Below are 15,544 nucleotides of genomic sequence, written 5' to 3' on the forward strand. Positions count from 1 at the left end.
AAGAAAAATGAAAAAATCAGTATACAAAAAATTAGTTAAGGAAGTTACAAAATTAGAAAATAAGTATTATTTAAGTCCTTATAATTGGACTGAATCAATGTTTGCAATATCTAAAAAATTAGATATTAGCTTTAAAATTGGAAGTGATATAAAATCACTTGAAGATGAAGTTGACTCTATATATACAGCTTGTTTTGAAGATATAGAAGTTTATTTTTATACAAAAGTAGGTTTTGGTGGAGGCGTAAAAACAATAAAAATAATAATTAGCGAAAATAATTAATAAAAAGGATGGTGTAAAAATATGTGGCTTATTAATGCTTTTTATAAAAAAAATATGATTGATAAATGGTATTATGTTTATCCTGTAAATAAATCATACAGTTTAAAAGATGTTAGAAATATGTTAGAGGGAGGTTCTTTAGAAAATGATTTAAGATATATATTTAAGTTATCAAATTTAAGAATATCTAAAATTGAAATATGGTATAAAAATGAATACGGTGAAAAACTAGTTGAAACTATAAATTATCAATAAAAAGGATGATAAAAATGGATATTATAAGAGATAAAATTGAATCTTTAATTGCTTATATGATAGTAGCAGGAGGGTTATTTATAGCAGGAGTGTTTCTTTACTTCATATTAGCTTTATTAATAGAAGCAATAGGTATAATATTATATATACTTTATTTAACAATAGGATGTATGTTTTATAAAATAGGCTATGCAATATTATTTTAATAATTAAGTTTTCAAGGGTATTAATTTAATTTAATACCTTTCATAAACCTAATTATTAGGTAAAAATATAAAAAAGGTGGTAAATAAAATGACTGAAAAAATTAATTTAAATTTAAATCCAACAATAACAAGTGTGTTTAATTCTAAAAAATGTTGTAAGAAAACAATGTTAAACGATGATATAAAAGATTTATATTTAACAGATGGGTATATGTTTATAAAAGAAGGCATTAATAAAACCTTAGATAAAAAAGTTGAAAGTGATGATATTTTAAACATAAAATTGAAGATAAAATTAGAAGATATAAAAGAAATTGATGCTAGAATTTCTCACACTATGTTAAAAAGTGATAAAAATGTTATATATGTAAATAGCAAATATCACATATATTTTAAAAATATATGTGATAAAAAAGGGTATACATTAAAGTTATCTAATGTGAATGATTTACCAGTATTATACGTTATAAAAGAAGATGATGTTATTATGGGCGTTTTAGGCGTTCGTATAGATGGGTATTTTTTAAGAGATTTTTACAAGAAAAAAACAATAGAAGATTATAAAATGGAACTATATCGCGAAAAAGTAAAAAATAAAGATATTATAAATTCGATATTTTCAATTTATAAAAAGAATAAAGAATATATACAAGGCTTTGAATTATGTAGAGAAGCTTTTAAAAACATATCTTGTTCTAAAAAAGATTTTAAACTAAAAAAAGATGGTATTTATTATAATTATATGCGACTAGATGGTAAAGTTATGAACGATATACCACTATTTAATAAAGTAATAAGTTATGGCATAGTTCAAAATTATCAATTACTGAATGAATTTTGGAGCTTTGATATTAAAACAAAAAAATATTTATATGATAAAATATTAAATTTCTTTATTGATTATATAAAAAATAATTAATAATGGTTTTTTAAGAGTATAAGTTTAATATTTATACTCTTTATAAAGTCATTATTGACTAATTTATTTGAAAGGATGGTAAATGAAAATGACTAAAAATAAAGAATGTGTATTAGAAGAAAGAGATAACAATTTAGAAAGATATAAAAATTATATTGATAAATGTAAGATAGCAGTATTCTTTTGGGAAAAGATAAATATGATACTTGAAAAAGAACACGTTTTTGAACCTGTTAATAATGATTTGTGTGATAAAATAGTTTCTGAAATAAATATAGAAGGATTTTCTTTAGAATTTGTATCAAGGTCATTAGTCTTTAATATAAAAAATAATAATAAAAATATCTTTGGTGAATGGGATAATGAAAATTCAGTTTTAAGTTTAGAAGATTTTTATGCTTTAGATTTCTCTAATTTAATAAAAGAGAAGATAGATGTAATTAAACAAGATATAAAATTAAAACAAAAATTAATTAGTGTTCTTGAAAATGATGATATAATTAATGAATATATCAATGTATTAGATACGATAAAAAGTTTAAAAGAAAGAAAAGAAGAATTAAGAAGTTTATTAAATTTTAACTAAAGGATGGTAAAATATTATGAAAAATAGAGATTGGGTAATTACTAAGTTTTGTAAAGTAATAACAGAAGATAAAAAAGATATATATACAAAAAGAAAATTAAATACAGAAAATGTTATAAAATTTAGACTTTTAGATGATGATAAAATAGTCTATATGTATGGAATAATAGATGCAAATTGGTTTTATAATGATGAGTATGCAGAAGATTTTGAACCATTATATTACTATATGGGAATATATGGAGTGACAGAAATGCAAGTTAAAATTGATGGAGAATACGAAACATTATAGGAGGTATCAATATGAGTACAAAATTTAAAAAAGAATTATTTAATTTATTAGATAGTGGTTATTGTAAAGTTAGAAGTTGTTTAGATACATTAGAAAAAGAATCTATTCAATCTGTACGTTTAAGAAAACATAGAGGAACTGATTCTTATGATGTAATTATATCAATAGATGATTTAGAAGTTAATTTATATGATTTAAAAAGTGCTATAGATACAACAGCAGAAAGTTTAAATATAAATATAAATAAATTATTTATTGAGTTATAAATGAAGGTATAAATATAAACCAAACACATTTGAATTACCTTAGAAACGATTTAAATGTGTAGATAAAATAGATTTATTAAAAAACGCATCAAAGCAATTCTTTTGTAAGTTGTTTGAAAGTATAAAGAGTATATGCTCTTTATACTTTTTATAGAATTTATAAAGGAGGTAAAAAAGATGGTAAAAATTAATAACTTAGATGATGGTAAAATAGAGGTAGTAACACCTTATAATGCTAGTTTTGTTAAAAAAGCTAGAATGTTAAAGGGTAATTGGAATGGAAAAGGATGGGAATTTAAGAAAGAATATGAAGATATAATCAAAGGTCATTTAATGGATATTTATGGAGATGATGGTTCTCCTGCACCTAAATGTATTGTGAGAGTTAATTTAAGTAAATTATCTGAAATTGATTATTCTCAATTATGGGATGATGAGGTTAGAATGTTCGGAAGAACTCTAGCAATAAGAAAATATAGGGATTCTGCACCATTACTAGATAAAACTGTAATATTAGTTAAAGGTGGATTTTCTGATAGTGGTGGCTCTAGGAATAATCCTAATTTAAAATTCTATGATGATACTATACTACAAATAGAAGATGTTCCTGAGCATTTATATGTTAAATTATTAAATGAATATGATTTAAAAGATGATAATGATATTATATATAGAGTAGATAACAAAAACAATATTGACAAACTAAAAGAAGAAAAAGAAAGATTATTAAAAAGATTATCTGAAATAGATGATATTTTAAATAATCAATAAAGTAGGTGTTATTATGAATATAAAAGATAAAATAATAGAAAAATTAAAAAACGATAAAGATTTATTGTTTAGCACATTAAGAAATGAATTGATAGGAAATAGTTCTTTCGATTATATGATAGTATTTGAATCTATAGATGAAGGTGGGATACAATTTTTAGAAGAACAATATTCAGATTTTGCGACAATATTTGAAGAACAAGAAAATAAAATGTTATTTGAAAATGATGAACATATTGTTGGTTATTATTTTACATTCAATCCAACAACAAAAGAAATTAAATTTTATGATGATTTAGATATTGCTTTATCAAATGCTACAAATCATTTAGAAGAAATAGCCGACTACATTATAAAAAATTATCATCCAACATTTGAATGGTATGAAATAATGAGTCTTATTGAAGATGAGGACACAGAAAAATAAAAAATTAATTATTGATGATAAATATAAGAAAGGTATTTTACCTTTCTTATATTTATTTTTTTAGGAGGTAATTTATGAGTTTTAAATATGAAAATACTACATTATATGAAAAGGATGATATTATTATTACAGAATATCATTATCCTGAAATACCTTTTTTAGATAATTTAGAATATGAAGATAATACTATTTGTTTTACTGCTGACAAAATGATGTTAGCTATGGCATCTAAAATTAATTATGTGAATGATGATGGTAGTATTAATGTGAACAATATTAAAAGTGAAAATTTAATTGACACATTATTAATGATAGCAGAAACAAATAAGAAAACTTATTTAGAAGGTGTTGAAAATGAAGATATTATTAAAGCTACCATATTTTGTGATAAAAGAGATTTAACAAAAATGTATTATAAATTATTAATTAATGAAGATTTTACATATAAGCAATTATATGAATATATTATAACTGCATATTCTCGAATTGAAGATGATTATGGATACGATATATTATCTAATGGTATGGAATATTGTATTAATAAGGATAAGAGTATTAAAGAGGATATCATATCTTCTATTTCAAATTATGCTAATAATGATAAGATAATAACATATAGAGGTGTTCATAAATTTGGTAGAAATGAAGATGGTTTAAGCTATACTTTAGATAAAAAGGTTGCAGAATTTTTTGCTAAACGTTGGAATAGTGAAGGTATAGTTAATACATATGAGATTGATATAAATGATATTTTAGCATTTATAGATGAAGGAGAAAAAGAAATTATTTCCAAAAAAGCTAAACTTTTAAAGGTATAAAACTTCATTAAATATTTTGTAGATAGCTTAGAATTGATTCTAGGCTATCTATTTTTTTATTTTTTGTACTTTATTTTGTAATATGTTATAATTTAAAAGAGGTGATTGTATGAATGATATTGTTTTAGAAGTAGCTAATCCTCAAATTGAAGATAGCTTAATGGCATTAGGTAGAAAATGTGATGTAGATTTATATCACATTCCTTTTTCTAAATTTACTATAAAAGTATATGAAGATGAAAAATGTAAAAAAGATATGCTAAATCATTTAGCAGATATGAGATTGAATAGACTTTTAAAAGATGATAATTCTATAGATGCTTTTAAAAAAATTGCTCTAAAAAATGAAATAATTAAACAACTAAAAACAGATGTAAAAAAATCAAATACAGATTTAGATAGTAGAATGATAGATGTAGAGATTAAAGATAATGTTATATTTTTAGATTATGATTATTTATTTAAAGCAAAAGTTTCTTTTGATAAAATGAAATTTAATACAGAAGATGATGATTTTCAAATGTTGGCAGAAATGAGTACACCACACAATGATGCTACAGAAAAACAAATGCAAGTTTTAGGTGGCAACACAGTCGCTTTTGTCTTTGGATTATTTGCTTTTATGACAACAACTAAGAACAAGATAGAACCTACTAGACAAAAAGTTTTTAAAAATACTAAATCTAAAAATGATAGCAGAAATAAAAAGAACACTAAGAACAAAAGTAATAAAAATAAGAAAAAATATATTTATAATTATAAAATAGATAATAATTTTTTAAATACGAATAAAGTTATTAATAAGAATGTTAATGATGAAAAGGAAGGCAAAAGAGAATATCATTTAGATAGTTGGTATAGAAGAGGTCATTGGAGAACATATAAATCAGGTAAAAAGGTGTGGATTGAAGCACAATTTGTTCATGCACATAATATAAGTAAAAATAATGATAATAATGTGTATAGAATTACTAAAGTTAATTAAAAAAGGTTATACTATTAAGTATAACCTTTAATTTATTATTTTAATAAATAATCTTCAAACATTATGCAATCTACTTCTTCTAAAAATTCTTCTATATCTTCACATTCAGGTAAAATATAATTATATTCTTCTATCAAAGATGATACTATTTCTGCTGGTGCATACATTTTTTCACCATCAATTTTAAATACATAGAATTCTTTTTTTACCAATTTTTCATATAAAGAATACATTAATTCATAATCATATTCATCTATATATTCTTTTACTTCTTCAAAACTTCTTAAATTTTTAAATACTATTTCATTTCTTAATAACATAAATCCTCCATTTTTAGAAGAAGATGATACTTTTAAACATTATTTTTTTTGTTTTGATTTATTAATTTCTAATAAGTATTCTGGAAAATATTTTTGTAAATAGAAAATTTTTATATCTGTTTCTGTACCTTTAAATCCTAACTCTTTTTTAAGTTTTGTAATTTCTTTAATCGTCCATTTAGGTGAAGGATTTATTTCATACATAACATTTAGCATTCCACTTATTTTTAAATTATTTCTTCTAAACATTTTTCCAAATTCTAAAGTTAGCCTTGTATATGTTTTTTTAATACCCTCTTTAAGAAGTGGTGTTAAGCCATCATTTGAACGTGGATGTTTTCTTGTTTTAAATAAGTAGATACAATTTTCATTATATTTATATGAAGTTGGAACATATTCATATAAAGCATTAATTTTTATATAAGGTATATATTCTGTTTGATTGATAGTATTTTTTAATAATTGCTCTAACAATAAATCATTTTTGAAATCTACAACTTGACCATCATATAATTTCCATTCTTTTGTATTAAAGTCTATATCTTCAATCTTAGCATAACTTATATTAGTTAAGTCATCCCCACAAATGTTTAAATATGCCATATATAAAAGTAATTTATCAGATTCATTATAAACAAATTGAATTTCATTTATCAATTCTTCTTTTGTTAAGAATCTTTCGCTATAATCTTCAAATTCAGCGTAATTGATAATAGGATATTTTTCTATATTAAACTCTAAATTATGTAAAATGAAGATAGGTCTTAAAGAATTTCTATATACACTTTTTAAACCAAATGTATCTTTTTCATTTATAAAATTTTCTACAATTTCATCTAATTTTTCTCCGTCTATTGATGGAGTATTAAAATCAGTTACATATTTTTTTCTTATCATAAAATCAATAAAATTTAAATATGCATTTTTAATATTCACTTTAGTTGCTTCTGCATAAGGAAAAGTATCTAATCTTTTAATAAATTCTTCTTCATTTAACCAAAATATTTTATTTTTCATTATAAAATACCACCTTTCATTAATATTAGTAGTCAATTCATTATAATTATTATAACACCTTGATACACAATTTACAATAAAAGATAGTATTTTTTCATATATATCTCATATTTGAACTATCTATGATTATAGATAGTTGTTGCATATTTGATATTTTGTTGCATATTTGAACAGCAACTATATATTAACATATTTTTTTCTTAAAATCAACCAAATATGCAACAAAATCTTATAAAATTGTTGCATATTTGATATAATATAAGTATAAACAAATAAAGAAGGGTGGTGTCTTATGAATAATATAAATTCTAAAAATTTTTCAAAAGAATTATCGAACAGAATAAAAAGAAGAAGAGAAGAGTTAGGATTATCTTATAGCTATATTGCAGAAAAAACAGGTTTAAGTAGGTCTACTTTATTAAGATATGAAAATGGTATGATAAAGAATATTCCTGCAGATAAAATTGAAACATTGGCTAAAGTTTTAAAAATAAATCCTGTTCAAATGATGGGTTGGGATATGAATTTAGAAACAAATGAATTAAACGAAAATGAAAAGATTTTAATTTCTATGTTTAGAGAATTGAACATTAAAGGTAAAAACAAAGTAAAAGAATATGTAAAGGATATGACAAAAATAAATGAATATACTATGAGTATACAAATTACTACAGCAGTTTCTAATACAGTTTGTAGCATTTCTACAAACCCTAATTCTCTATTAACTCGACGGGCAAATAATGATAAGCAATATGATGATAAAGAACAAGAATTAATGAACGAAGATTTTGAAATGATGAAAAAATGGAAGGAAGAAAACAATAAATAGAAAGAGGTGATATTTTGAACTCTTATGAAAAAATGATATCAGATTTAGAAAAAAAAGATATTATAATTAGAGAAACAAATTTCAAATCCTCTGCTAATGGATTATATCAAGATGGCGTAATAGCTATAAATAAAAAATTAGAAACAACAAAAGAAAAAATTTGTATATTAGCCGAGGAAGAAGGACATCATAAAAAAACTTATGGAAATATCCAAAAGTTAGACACGATAGAAAATTTAAAACAAGAATATAAAGCTAGATTATATGCTTATGAAAAATTAGTGAGCTTAAATGATTTGGCTTTTTACTTAAATAAGGGAATTACAAATATATATGAATTAGCCGATATGTTAAATGTTACGGATAAATTTTTACAAGATGCTTTATTAACGTATAAAAATAAATACGGTGATAAAATCATTAATACTAAGTACGGAAAAATTGTTTTTGAGCCAAACATAATTTTTATGCCAAGTATTAGATTGGAGAAGGAAAATGAATAAAAATTTAGAAGAAATAATATTAACAGCTATTTATGAAACTGAAAAATTTAAAAAAATAGCAAAAAATTATTTAGAAGTAAAAAAAATAAAGAATAAACAAGAATCTAATGATATAACAAAAGAATTTAAAGAATTAGTTTTGAATACAATAGATGAAAATTTAGATATATTTTGTAATGAATACGGAATTAAATCTCTCAGAAAAAAAATTGGTACTTCTACTTTAAGATTAAAACAAAGATGGCATACAAATGCATTAGAAAAGCATTTAAACAAAGAAATTGAATTTGCTAAAATAAATTATGTCAAAACTGGCATAGTAAGTAAAGAATTTGCTAATGTAAATGCTTTAAAAGAGCATAGGGTTAAATTTTTAAATGCTTGGAAAAGCGATATAAAATATAATGTTACAGATTATCCTTATTTATATCTTATATCAGATAAGAAAATAGAAAATGCTTTTAAAAACGATATAATACTTTGTATTACAGAAGAATTAATGAACGAGTATGCTTTTAACATAGAAAATATAACAATAAAAACACCTGCACCAGTTGCACCATCTTTATTTGTTCCCGTAAAAAATGGTAGAAAAAAGGAATTTGATGAAATAAAGTATAAATCAGAATTATTAACTATAATAGAAGGTGATGAAGGAGAGCAAATAGACTATTTTTATGAGATAGAAAAACCAAAAGAAAATGAAGAGGAACAATTCAAATTAGAACTTAAAGGCGGTTATGAATTAGACCAACAAGATTTAGATATTATTAGATATGCTTATACTTATTCATATCACGATTTTAATACCTTCAATACTAATGATGTTTTAAAATTCTTAGGTTTATCTAAATGTAAAAGTAATCAAGAACGTATTGAAAACAAATTTATGAAGTTACCAAGATATAACTTTTACGCAGAAAAAATATCCCCTGATGGAAACATTAAAAGCAAAACAGTATTCAACTTATTTTCGGGTGTAAATATTACAATAAACGAAGAAACAGGAGAGAGAATTATTAATACTGCTAAGTCAAATTTATTTAGATTAAATCCATTTTCTATGGAAATAATGTATAAAACAGAATTAAAAAAAATAAAATCAGAGGACAGTAAATCAGTAGCATATTTTTTAGAAGGACGCAGATTATATTTAATAAGTCAGGGTATAGACCTGAAAAATGAAGCACAAAGTATTTCATTAAAGGAATTTAAGAAGTTTTTAAAACTTAACTTAAATAAACCAAAAGAAGCTGTAGCTATAATTTCTAAAGTTTTAGATGAAATAATAAAAAATCAATTTATTGTTAAATCGTATAATGTGAAGTACTATACGTTCTTTATAGATTTTTATGAATCAGATGAACGTAAACAACTTTTATTAGATAAGACTATAATTTCATTACCTGAAAAAGACTAAAACTTGTTAAAAAATCAAAAATGTAATCCTGTAGCGTGAGGTTTTGTATTTAAAACAATTTTATTTTTTAAAAATGTAATCTTGTAGCGTGAGGTTTTGTATTTAAAACAACATTAAATTTATTAGAACATTGAAATTTCAATGTTCTAATTTTTTTGCGTAAATTTAAAAACTTTTAAAAATATTTTTTACAAAATTTTTATATATATAATATTAATTATATAACTTTAAAAATCTTTGAAAGCTAGTATTTCCAACACTTACAAAAAATGTAATCTTGTAGCGTGAGGTTTTGTATTTAAAACATACTTCGTTTTCAGGCATATTGGAAATACTATATCTTATAAAAATGTAATCCTGTAGCGTGAGCTTTTGGTAATAAAACAGTTAGAAATTAGGTATTTACATTTTTTTTAATATGAGATATAGTATTATTATAGAGATAATATTTAAAATGAGGTATCAAGAGAAAAGGAGGTGTAAAAATGAATTATTTAAAATCAGTCGCTAGAATATCAAAAGAGAAAATTGATTTACTTTTTAAAGTTTATAGTTCTGATATAGATGTTGTAGAAAAAGTTATAGAAAAAGATTCTATATTTGAATTATGTTCTTCTGAATATGATTTAATAGACTATTCTAAAAAAGAATATGAATTCAAATATTCTTTTAACGGTATAGCTACAGATAAATTTTCTTTATCACTAAGCAAGTCTATGATAAAACAATATTTATTTTTACACTTTATTCCTGCAAATAAATCAGGTGTAAGAAAAAGAGTTTCTTACTCTAACTTAGCCAAGTCTTTAAATATATCTACAATGACTGTTAGAAATAATTTTGAAAGACTTGTTAAATTAGGGTTTATTTGGGTATCTAAAATAGAAAGAGGGTTATATGATATAGTTATAGTAGATGAGTATAAGAATCATGAATCTGTTAGAAAAGGATATATAACTATGTCTTTAAATATGTTCTATAATTTATTATCTTTTGAAAATGTAAATGAATTAAAGATAGAACTAAAAAAGATATTATGGTGTGATGCAAAAGTTAATTTTACATCTGCTAATATATCTTTAAATAAAGATAATCTTTTAAAAGTTCTTCCTGATTATGTAAGACCAAGCAAAAGAGATGAGTTACTTAATTCAGCACAGACTATGTTTGTATTTGAAAATGGTACTCTTAATTATAATGCTTATAAAACTAAAGAAGATATATTAAAGCCTTTATACGATGATTTTAAAGATGTTATAGAAGGTTTCTTTAGAGTGTCTAAAATGGCTTATAGCAAACATTATGCTGATAATATAAATAACCCAACGATGACTAATCATTTGATATTAGAAAAATCTATAATTTTGGATGATTTAGCAGGGTTAGCTATACAGTATAATATTTATTTAGTGCTTAAAGCATTACAAGATATGTATATTAACTATGGTGGAGTAGATAAGAACGAAACAATTAATACAGGTGGATATATTAGAAGTAAGATTGAAGAATATGTAGCTACAGAAAAAACTGTTATATAACATTAAAATCAAATATTACTTATAGAGGTATTTACACATACCTCTATTTTTGCTGTGTATTTTTATTTATTTTTATTTTTCAGAATTTTCTTTACATATTTTTAATTATATTTATAGTAATATATCTATTTTTTAATATAAAAGTTATTAACATTATAAAATTTTTAATCAACATATACTAATAATAAATCAACATCAAACAATTAATTTTATACAATAGAAAGTTATTTTTTATATGTAAGCTAATAAAACATAGTTATATCAATACTTGTAGCTTTTTATATATCTCGCTAATTATTGTTTTTAACTTCTGTTTTAATTTTTGCTTTAATTTATGACTTAGTTACTTATTATATATATTTATTTATATTAAGAATTTCACATAAGAACAATTAAAACCAGCTATAACAAACACAATCTTCTAATCAAAAAGCAATTTATAAGAAATATATATAAAGTTAGAATTATTACTTGATACCTTATTTTAAATATGTTATAATATAATTGTAATTTGAATATTTAGGAGGTAAATTATGAATAAAGTTTCAAGCTTATTTGATATTCTTGCTAATACTAGTTCAAGAAAATCAAAAGAGAAGATAATAAAAGAAAATAAAGATAATGAACTATTTGTAAAATCTTTAACTTTCCTGTTAGATGACTTTACTGTAACAGGAATATCTAAAAAGAAAATATCTAAAAAAATAACTAATAGAGAATCAAAATTAGTTATACATTCTATAGAAGGTATGTTTAATTATCTAATAAAAAATAATACAGGTAGAGATGAAGATATATACCAAATACAGAAATTTATAGAAAGTCAGGATTCATCTTTAAAAGATTTTCTAGAAGGTTTAGTTACAAAATCTACTAGACTAGGAGTTACTGCAAAAACACTTAATAAGGTAATTCCTGATTCTGTAAGAGAGTTTGGTGTAATATTAGCAGAACCTTATTCTAAAAATATGAACAAAGTAAATGGAAAAGAGGATTTTATACTTACCACCAAATTAGATGGAGTTCGAAACATAGCTATAGTAGAAAATGGAAACGTAGAATGTTTTAGTAGACAAGGAAAAATAGTAGAAGGACTTGTAGAAGTTGAAAAAGAATTAGCTACTTTACCTGATGGAGTTTATGATGGAGAATTAATGGCTATAACAGAAGGAGTTTCGGATTCTAAAGAGATATTTGCAGAAACTATAAAAAGAAGTAGTGTAAAAGGTAAAAAATCAGGACTTAAATTTATTGTATATGATTATATAGCAGATGTTAATGACTTTTATAAAGGTATTGATAAAACACCTTGTATAGAAAGAAAAAACACATTAAAAGCCATAATTTACGAAAAAAACTTAGAATTCATACATTATTTAGAGCCTATTTACATAGGAAAAGAAGTCGATAAAATATGTATTTTATTGAAGGAAGAAGTAGCAAAGGGTGAAGAAGGATTAATGATAAACCTAGCAAATGCACCTTATGAATGTAAAAGAGTTAAAACACTTCTAAAAGTTAAACAATTTGCAGATGCAGATGTATTAGTTACTGATATATTAGAAGGTGATGGAAAGAACAAAGGTAAATTAGGTGCTATTGAAATAGAATTTGAACACAAAGGTAATCTATATAGATGTAACGTAGGTTCAGGATTTACTGATTCTGAAAGAGAATTATATTGGAATAATAAAAATCTTTTGCTAGGTAAGATAGTTACTATACAGTACTTTGAAATAACACCTAATGATAATGGTGGTTATGGAATGAGATTCCCGGTATGGCTTAATCGTATTAGAGATGATAAAACTGAAATAAGTATGAATTAAAAAAGATAGGAGAATATTAAAATGAAAAAATGTAATTACTTGGCAATTAATGACTATATGCTTTCTAATGAAAACTTTGATTACAGAGCATATATAATACTTTTAGATAGTGGTTCAAGAAAAAATATAATAACAAATGAAGAAAATCCCTTTTTAGATTTATATACAAGATTATCAGAGATAAGAAAAAATAAAGAAAAATATATAGAATTAATGAGAATAAAACATTCTGAATTTAATTCTATGATGAATAATTTTATGAAGAATATGATAAAAGACTATAAAGCAGAAATGGTAACTGTAGAAAATTTAGAAGGAGATAAAAAAACTTTTAAATTCTTAAATGAAAGTGAAATTTACGATGAAGAAACTGGAGCTAAAACTTATGTAAAATATGATGAATCTATAATAGATTTTTTAAAACTTTCTAATAAGGAGTTAAAAACAATCTTTGCAGTAAAGAAATTAAGTTCAGAAAAAGATGGTTTTGTATTAAGTTTACAAGAAATATCTAAAGCCATAGGAATGACAGGTTCAGAAGAAGATATAGAAAAGATTAAAACATACTTAGATAATATAGAAATATTTTTAAATACAAAATAGAAGGTGATTAAATGAACATAGTAGAAGCTTTAAAATTAGCAAAGGAGCAGGGAAGGAAGGTTAGACCTGTAAGTGCAAAATATCAGTACATTATGCATAAGAAACGTAAAGGTTTTATTAAAAAAGATATGGCAACAGATAAAATGGTATGTATTTATTGGAAAGTAGCAATAGAAGATGCAATGTCAGATTGGGAGGTTGTAAAGGAAAAACCAAGCAAGGAAACACAGTACAAAATAGACAGTATGAAATTTCAGATAGTCAGACATTGTGCTAATCAAGAACATTGTCGAAAATGTGTTTTAAATCTAAATTGTGTAGCAAATAGACAAGACGCAATGTGTGACGATTGGAGTTTGAAAGATATAGTTGAAGCCTATCATATTTTAAAAGAGGAAGGTGAAATATAAATGAATATAATTGAAGCATTAACTCTTGCTAAAGAAAAAGGTAAAAAGGTTAGACCTGTAGGGGAACATCAATGTGTAAGTTTTAAAGAAGATGTTATGTATTTTATAAATCTTGAAACAAATGTAGTTATACCTAATGGATTAACTTATTTTACTTTAGATGATATATTATCAGATTGGGAAATTGTAGAAGATAAGGAGAAAGAAGATTTACTAACAAAAGGTAAAGGTGTTGCAATATCAGACTTTTGCAAAAAGCATGACCCAAACAAACATATTGGAGAAAGTTGCATAGATGGAGGAAATTGTGAAATAGATTATATATGTAGAAAATATCATTATGCTCCAATAAAATATTGTTGCCAAGAATGGGATAGAGAGGATATTAAAACAGCTTATGAAGTTATAAGAGGAAAATTAACAAATGAATAAATAAAGTATAGTAGGTGGTGATTAAATGCTTTTTAAGAGAATAAATAGTGGAAATGTAAGAAAAATAAATCCTGACACCAGTAGGATAAAAAATAATTCATCTGATAAAAATACAAAAGTATATGAAGAATTTTCTTTAAAAAATGTAAAAGAAATATACCAAGAAAATAAAAAGAAAAAAGATTTAAAATATGAAAAAGAAATAAATAAAATGATAGATGAATTTAAAAAATTTATAATTAATAAAATATATAGTGAAGCAAATAACGGTGAAGGTTATACATATATATTAAAAGATGATTTTATAAAAATATTCGGTAAAAAATATGAAAAAGGATATTATCCTAAAGTAGCTAAAGAAATAGTGCTTTATCTTCAAAATTATGGTTTTTATGTGCCTGTTTGTTATGATGAGAGCATAAAAGAAAATGAGAATGTTTTTGTTAATTGGGTGGAATAATATGAGTAAATATTTATTTTTAAATATAACAAATGAAGAATCATATACAATTTCTACAAAAGTTTATGTAGAAGAATATGTAAATTTTGAAGAAGCATTAAATAGTATGAGAAGCCAATATCTTTTGAGTGACTTAACTAATATGAATAATTTAGTAATTGATGAGAAAAATGAAAAAGCTATATCTAGGACAGAAAGTAGAAGAAGTGTCTATAATGAAGAATTAGAAAAAATGTTAGATGTCTTATACTTTGATATAGACTATTTGATTAATTTAGACAAAAATAAAGAATTATTGATAGAAGATGATTTAGTCTATTTTAATAATAAGTTTGGTACATTAGATACAAAGGAATATATAGGATTATAAAAAGT

At 23.2% G+C, this 15,544-nt stretch carries 23 protein-coding genes; 21 read left to right on the forward strand and 2 right to left on the reverse strand.

Annotated features, from left to right (window positions below; translation table 11 throughout):
• Nucleotides 1-7: 7 nt before the first annotated feature.
• From ACK2WN_RS02400 to ACK2WN_RS02450, 11 genes are all read left to right on the forward strand, one after another.
• Nucleotides 8-283, forward strand: a complete 276-nt coding sequence (locus ACK2WN_RS02400) for a hypothetical protein (protein ID WP_416154734.1) — start codon at nucleotides 8-10, stop codon at nucleotides 281-283.
• Between the two features lie 21 nt (nucleotides 284-304).
• A complete protein-coding gene (locus ACK2WN_RS02405) occupies nucleotides 305-538 on the forward strand; it encodes a hypothetical protein (RefSeq protein WP_416154735.1) in 234 nt (77 codons plus the stop codon).
• 14 nt (nucleotides 539-552) lie between these two features.
• Nucleotides 553-744, forward strand: a complete 192-nt coding sequence (locus tag ACK2WN_RS02410; protein WP_416154736.1) for a hypothetical protein — start codon at nucleotides 553-555, stop codon at nucleotides 742-744.
• A gap of 88 nt (nucleotides 745-832) precedes the next feature.
• Nucleotides 833-1,663 carry a hypothetical protein gene (locus tag ACK2WN_RS02415; RefSeq protein ID WP_416154737.1) on the forward strand — a complete coding sequence of 277 codons (831 nt, stop codon included), beginning with the start codon at nucleotides 833-835 and terminating at the stop codon, nucleotides 1,661-1,663.
• Between the two features lie 88 nt (nucleotides 1,664-1,751).
• On the forward strand, nucleotides 1,752-2,249 hold the full coding sequence (locus ACK2WN_RS02420; RefSeq protein ID WP_416154738.1) for a hypothetical protein: 498 nt from the start codon (nucleotides 1,752-1,754) through the stop codon (nucleotides 2,247-2,249).
• A 16-nt stretch (nucleotides 2,250-2,265) separates the two neighbouring features.
• Entirely contained in the window at nucleotides 2,266-2,541 is a 276-nt protein-coding gene (locus ACK2WN_RS02425; RefSeq protein ID WP_416154739.1) for a hypothetical protein, read from the forward strand.
• A gap of 11 nt (nucleotides 2,542-2,552) precedes the next feature.
• Nucleotides 2,553-2,807 carry a hypothetical protein gene (locus ACK2WN_RS02430; protein WP_416154740.1) on the forward strand — a complete coding sequence of 85 codons (255 nt, stop codon included), beginning with the start codon at nucleotides 2,553-2,555 and terminating at the stop codon, nucleotides 2,805-2,807.
• A 177-nt stretch (nucleotides 2,808-2,984) separates the two neighbouring features.
• On the forward strand, nucleotides 2,985-3,578 hold the full coding sequence (locus ACK2WN_RS02435) for a hypothetical protein (protein WP_416154741.1): 594 nt from the start codon (nucleotides 2,985-2,987) through the stop codon (nucleotides 3,576-3,578).
• A gap of 13 nt (nucleotides 3,579-3,591) precedes the next feature.
• The gene (locus tag ACK2WN_RS02440) at nucleotides 3,592-4,005 is read left to right on the forward strand and encodes a hypothetical protein (RefSeq protein ID WP_416154742.1); all 414 of its coding nucleotides are present in this window, start codon (nucleotides 3,592-3,594) and stop codon (nucleotides 4,003-4,005) included.
• A gap of 74 nt (nucleotides 4,006-4,079) precedes the next feature.
• Nucleotides 4,080-4,823: a hypothetical protein gene (locus ACK2WN_RS02445; protein ID WP_416154743.1), complete on the forward strand. Its 744-nt coding sequence runs from the start codon at nucleotides 4,080-4,082 to the stop codon at nucleotides 4,821-4,823.
• 109 nt (nucleotides 4,824-4,932) lie between these two features.
• A complete protein-coding gene (locus ACK2WN_RS02450; protein ID WP_416154744.1) occupies nucleotides 4,933-5,808 on the forward strand; it encodes a hypothetical protein in 876 nt (291 codons plus the stop codon).
• A gap of 35 nt (nucleotides 5,809-5,843) precedes the next feature.
• Here ACK2WN_RS02450 and ACK2WN_RS02455 read toward each other — a convergent pair whose 3' ends face one another.
• Together ACK2WN_RS02455 and ACK2WN_RS02460 are read right to left on the reverse strand one after the other, a co-directional pair.
• Nucleotides 5,844-6,128 (reverse strand): hypothetical protein, encoded by a 285-nt coding sequence (locus ACK2WN_RS02455; RefSeq protein WP_416154745.1) that lies wholly within the window; start codon nucleotides 6,126-6,128, stop codon nucleotides 5,844-5,846.
• 39 nt (nucleotides 6,129-6,167) lie between these two features.
• Nucleotides 6,168-7,145, reverse strand: a complete 978-nt coding sequence (locus ACK2WN_RS02460; RefSeq protein WP_416154746.1) for a hypothetical protein — start codon at nucleotides 7,143-7,145, stop codon at nucleotides 6,168-6,170.
• Between the two features lie 292 nt (nucleotides 7,146-7,437).
• On the opposite strand from ACK2WN_RS02460, the gene ACK2WN_RS02465 reads away from it, so the two are divergent.
• The 10 genes from ACK2WN_RS02465 (at nucleotide 7,438) to ACK2WN_RS02510 (ending at nucleotide 15,539) form a co-directional block, all read left to right on the forward strand.
• Nucleotides 7,438-7,974 (forward strand): helix-turn-helix domain-containing protein, encoded by a 537-nt coding sequence (locus tag ACK2WN_RS02465; RefSeq protein WP_416154747.1) that lies wholly within the window; start codon nucleotides 7,438-7,440, stop codon nucleotides 7,972-7,974.
• A 14-nt stretch (nucleotides 7,975-7,988) separates the two neighbouring features.
• Nucleotides 7,989-8,477, forward strand: a complete 489-nt coding sequence (locus ACK2WN_RS02470) for a hypothetical protein (protein WP_416154748.1) — start codon at nucleotides 7,989-7,991, stop codon at nucleotides 8,475-8,477.
• Nucleotides 8,470-9,897 (forward strand): hypothetical protein, encoded by a 1,428-nt coding sequence (locus tag ACK2WN_RS02475; RefSeq protein ID WP_416154749.1) that lies wholly within the window; start codon nucleotides 8,470-8,472, stop codon nucleotides 9,895-9,897. The genes ACK2WN_RS02470 and ACK2WN_RS02475 overlap by 8 nt, the downstream gene beginning before the upstream one ends.
• 485 nt (nucleotides 9,898-10,382) lie before the next feature.
• Nucleotides 10,383-11,435, forward strand: a complete 1,053-nt coding sequence (locus ACK2WN_RS02480; protein ID WP_416154750.1) for a hypothetical protein — start codon at nucleotides 10,383-10,385, stop codon at nucleotides 11,433-11,435.
• A 533-nt stretch (nucleotides 11,436-11,968) separates the two neighbouring features.
• Complete coding sequence (locus tag ACK2WN_RS02485; RefSeq protein WP_416154751.1) at nucleotides 11,969-13,264, forward strand: hypothetical protein; 1,296 nt, start codon at nucleotides 11,969-11,971, stop codon at nucleotides 13,262-13,264.
• A 21-nt stretch (nucleotides 13,265-13,285) separates the two neighbouring features.
• The gene (locus tag ACK2WN_RS02490; protein WP_416154752.1) at nucleotides 13,286-13,867 is read left to right on the forward strand and encodes a hypothetical protein; all 582 of its coding nucleotides are present in this window, start codon (nucleotides 13,286-13,288) and stop codon (nucleotides 13,865-13,867) included.
• 11 nt (nucleotides 13,868-13,878) lie between these two features.
• Complete coding sequence (locus tag ACK2WN_RS02495) at nucleotides 13,879-14,277, forward strand: hypothetical protein (protein WP_416154753.1); 399 nt, start codon at nucleotides 13,879-13,881, stop codon at nucleotides 14,275-14,277.
• Nucleotides 14,278-14,709, forward strand: a complete 432-nt coding sequence (locus ACK2WN_RS02500) for a hypothetical protein (RefSeq protein WP_416154754.1) — start codon at nucleotides 14,278-14,280, stop codon at nucleotides 14,707-14,709.
• Between the two features lie 25 nt (nucleotides 14,710-14,734).
• Nucleotides 14,735-15,169, forward strand: a complete 435-nt coding sequence (locus ACK2WN_RS02505) for a hypothetical protein (protein ID WP_416154755.1) — start codon at nucleotides 14,735-14,737, stop codon at nucleotides 15,167-15,169.
• Between the two features lies 1 nt (nucleotide 15,170).
• Nucleotides 15,171-15,539, forward strand: a complete 369-nt coding sequence (locus ACK2WN_RS02510; protein ID WP_416154756.1) for a hypothetical protein — start codon at nucleotides 15,171-15,173, stop codon at nucleotides 15,537-15,539.
• Nucleotides 15,540-15,544: the final 5 nt, after the last annotated feature.

The organism is Peptacetobacter sp. AB800 (assembly GCF_047807365.1).
Lineage (GTDB): Bacteria > Bacillota > Clostridia > Peptostreptococcales > Peptostreptococcaceae > Peptacetobacter.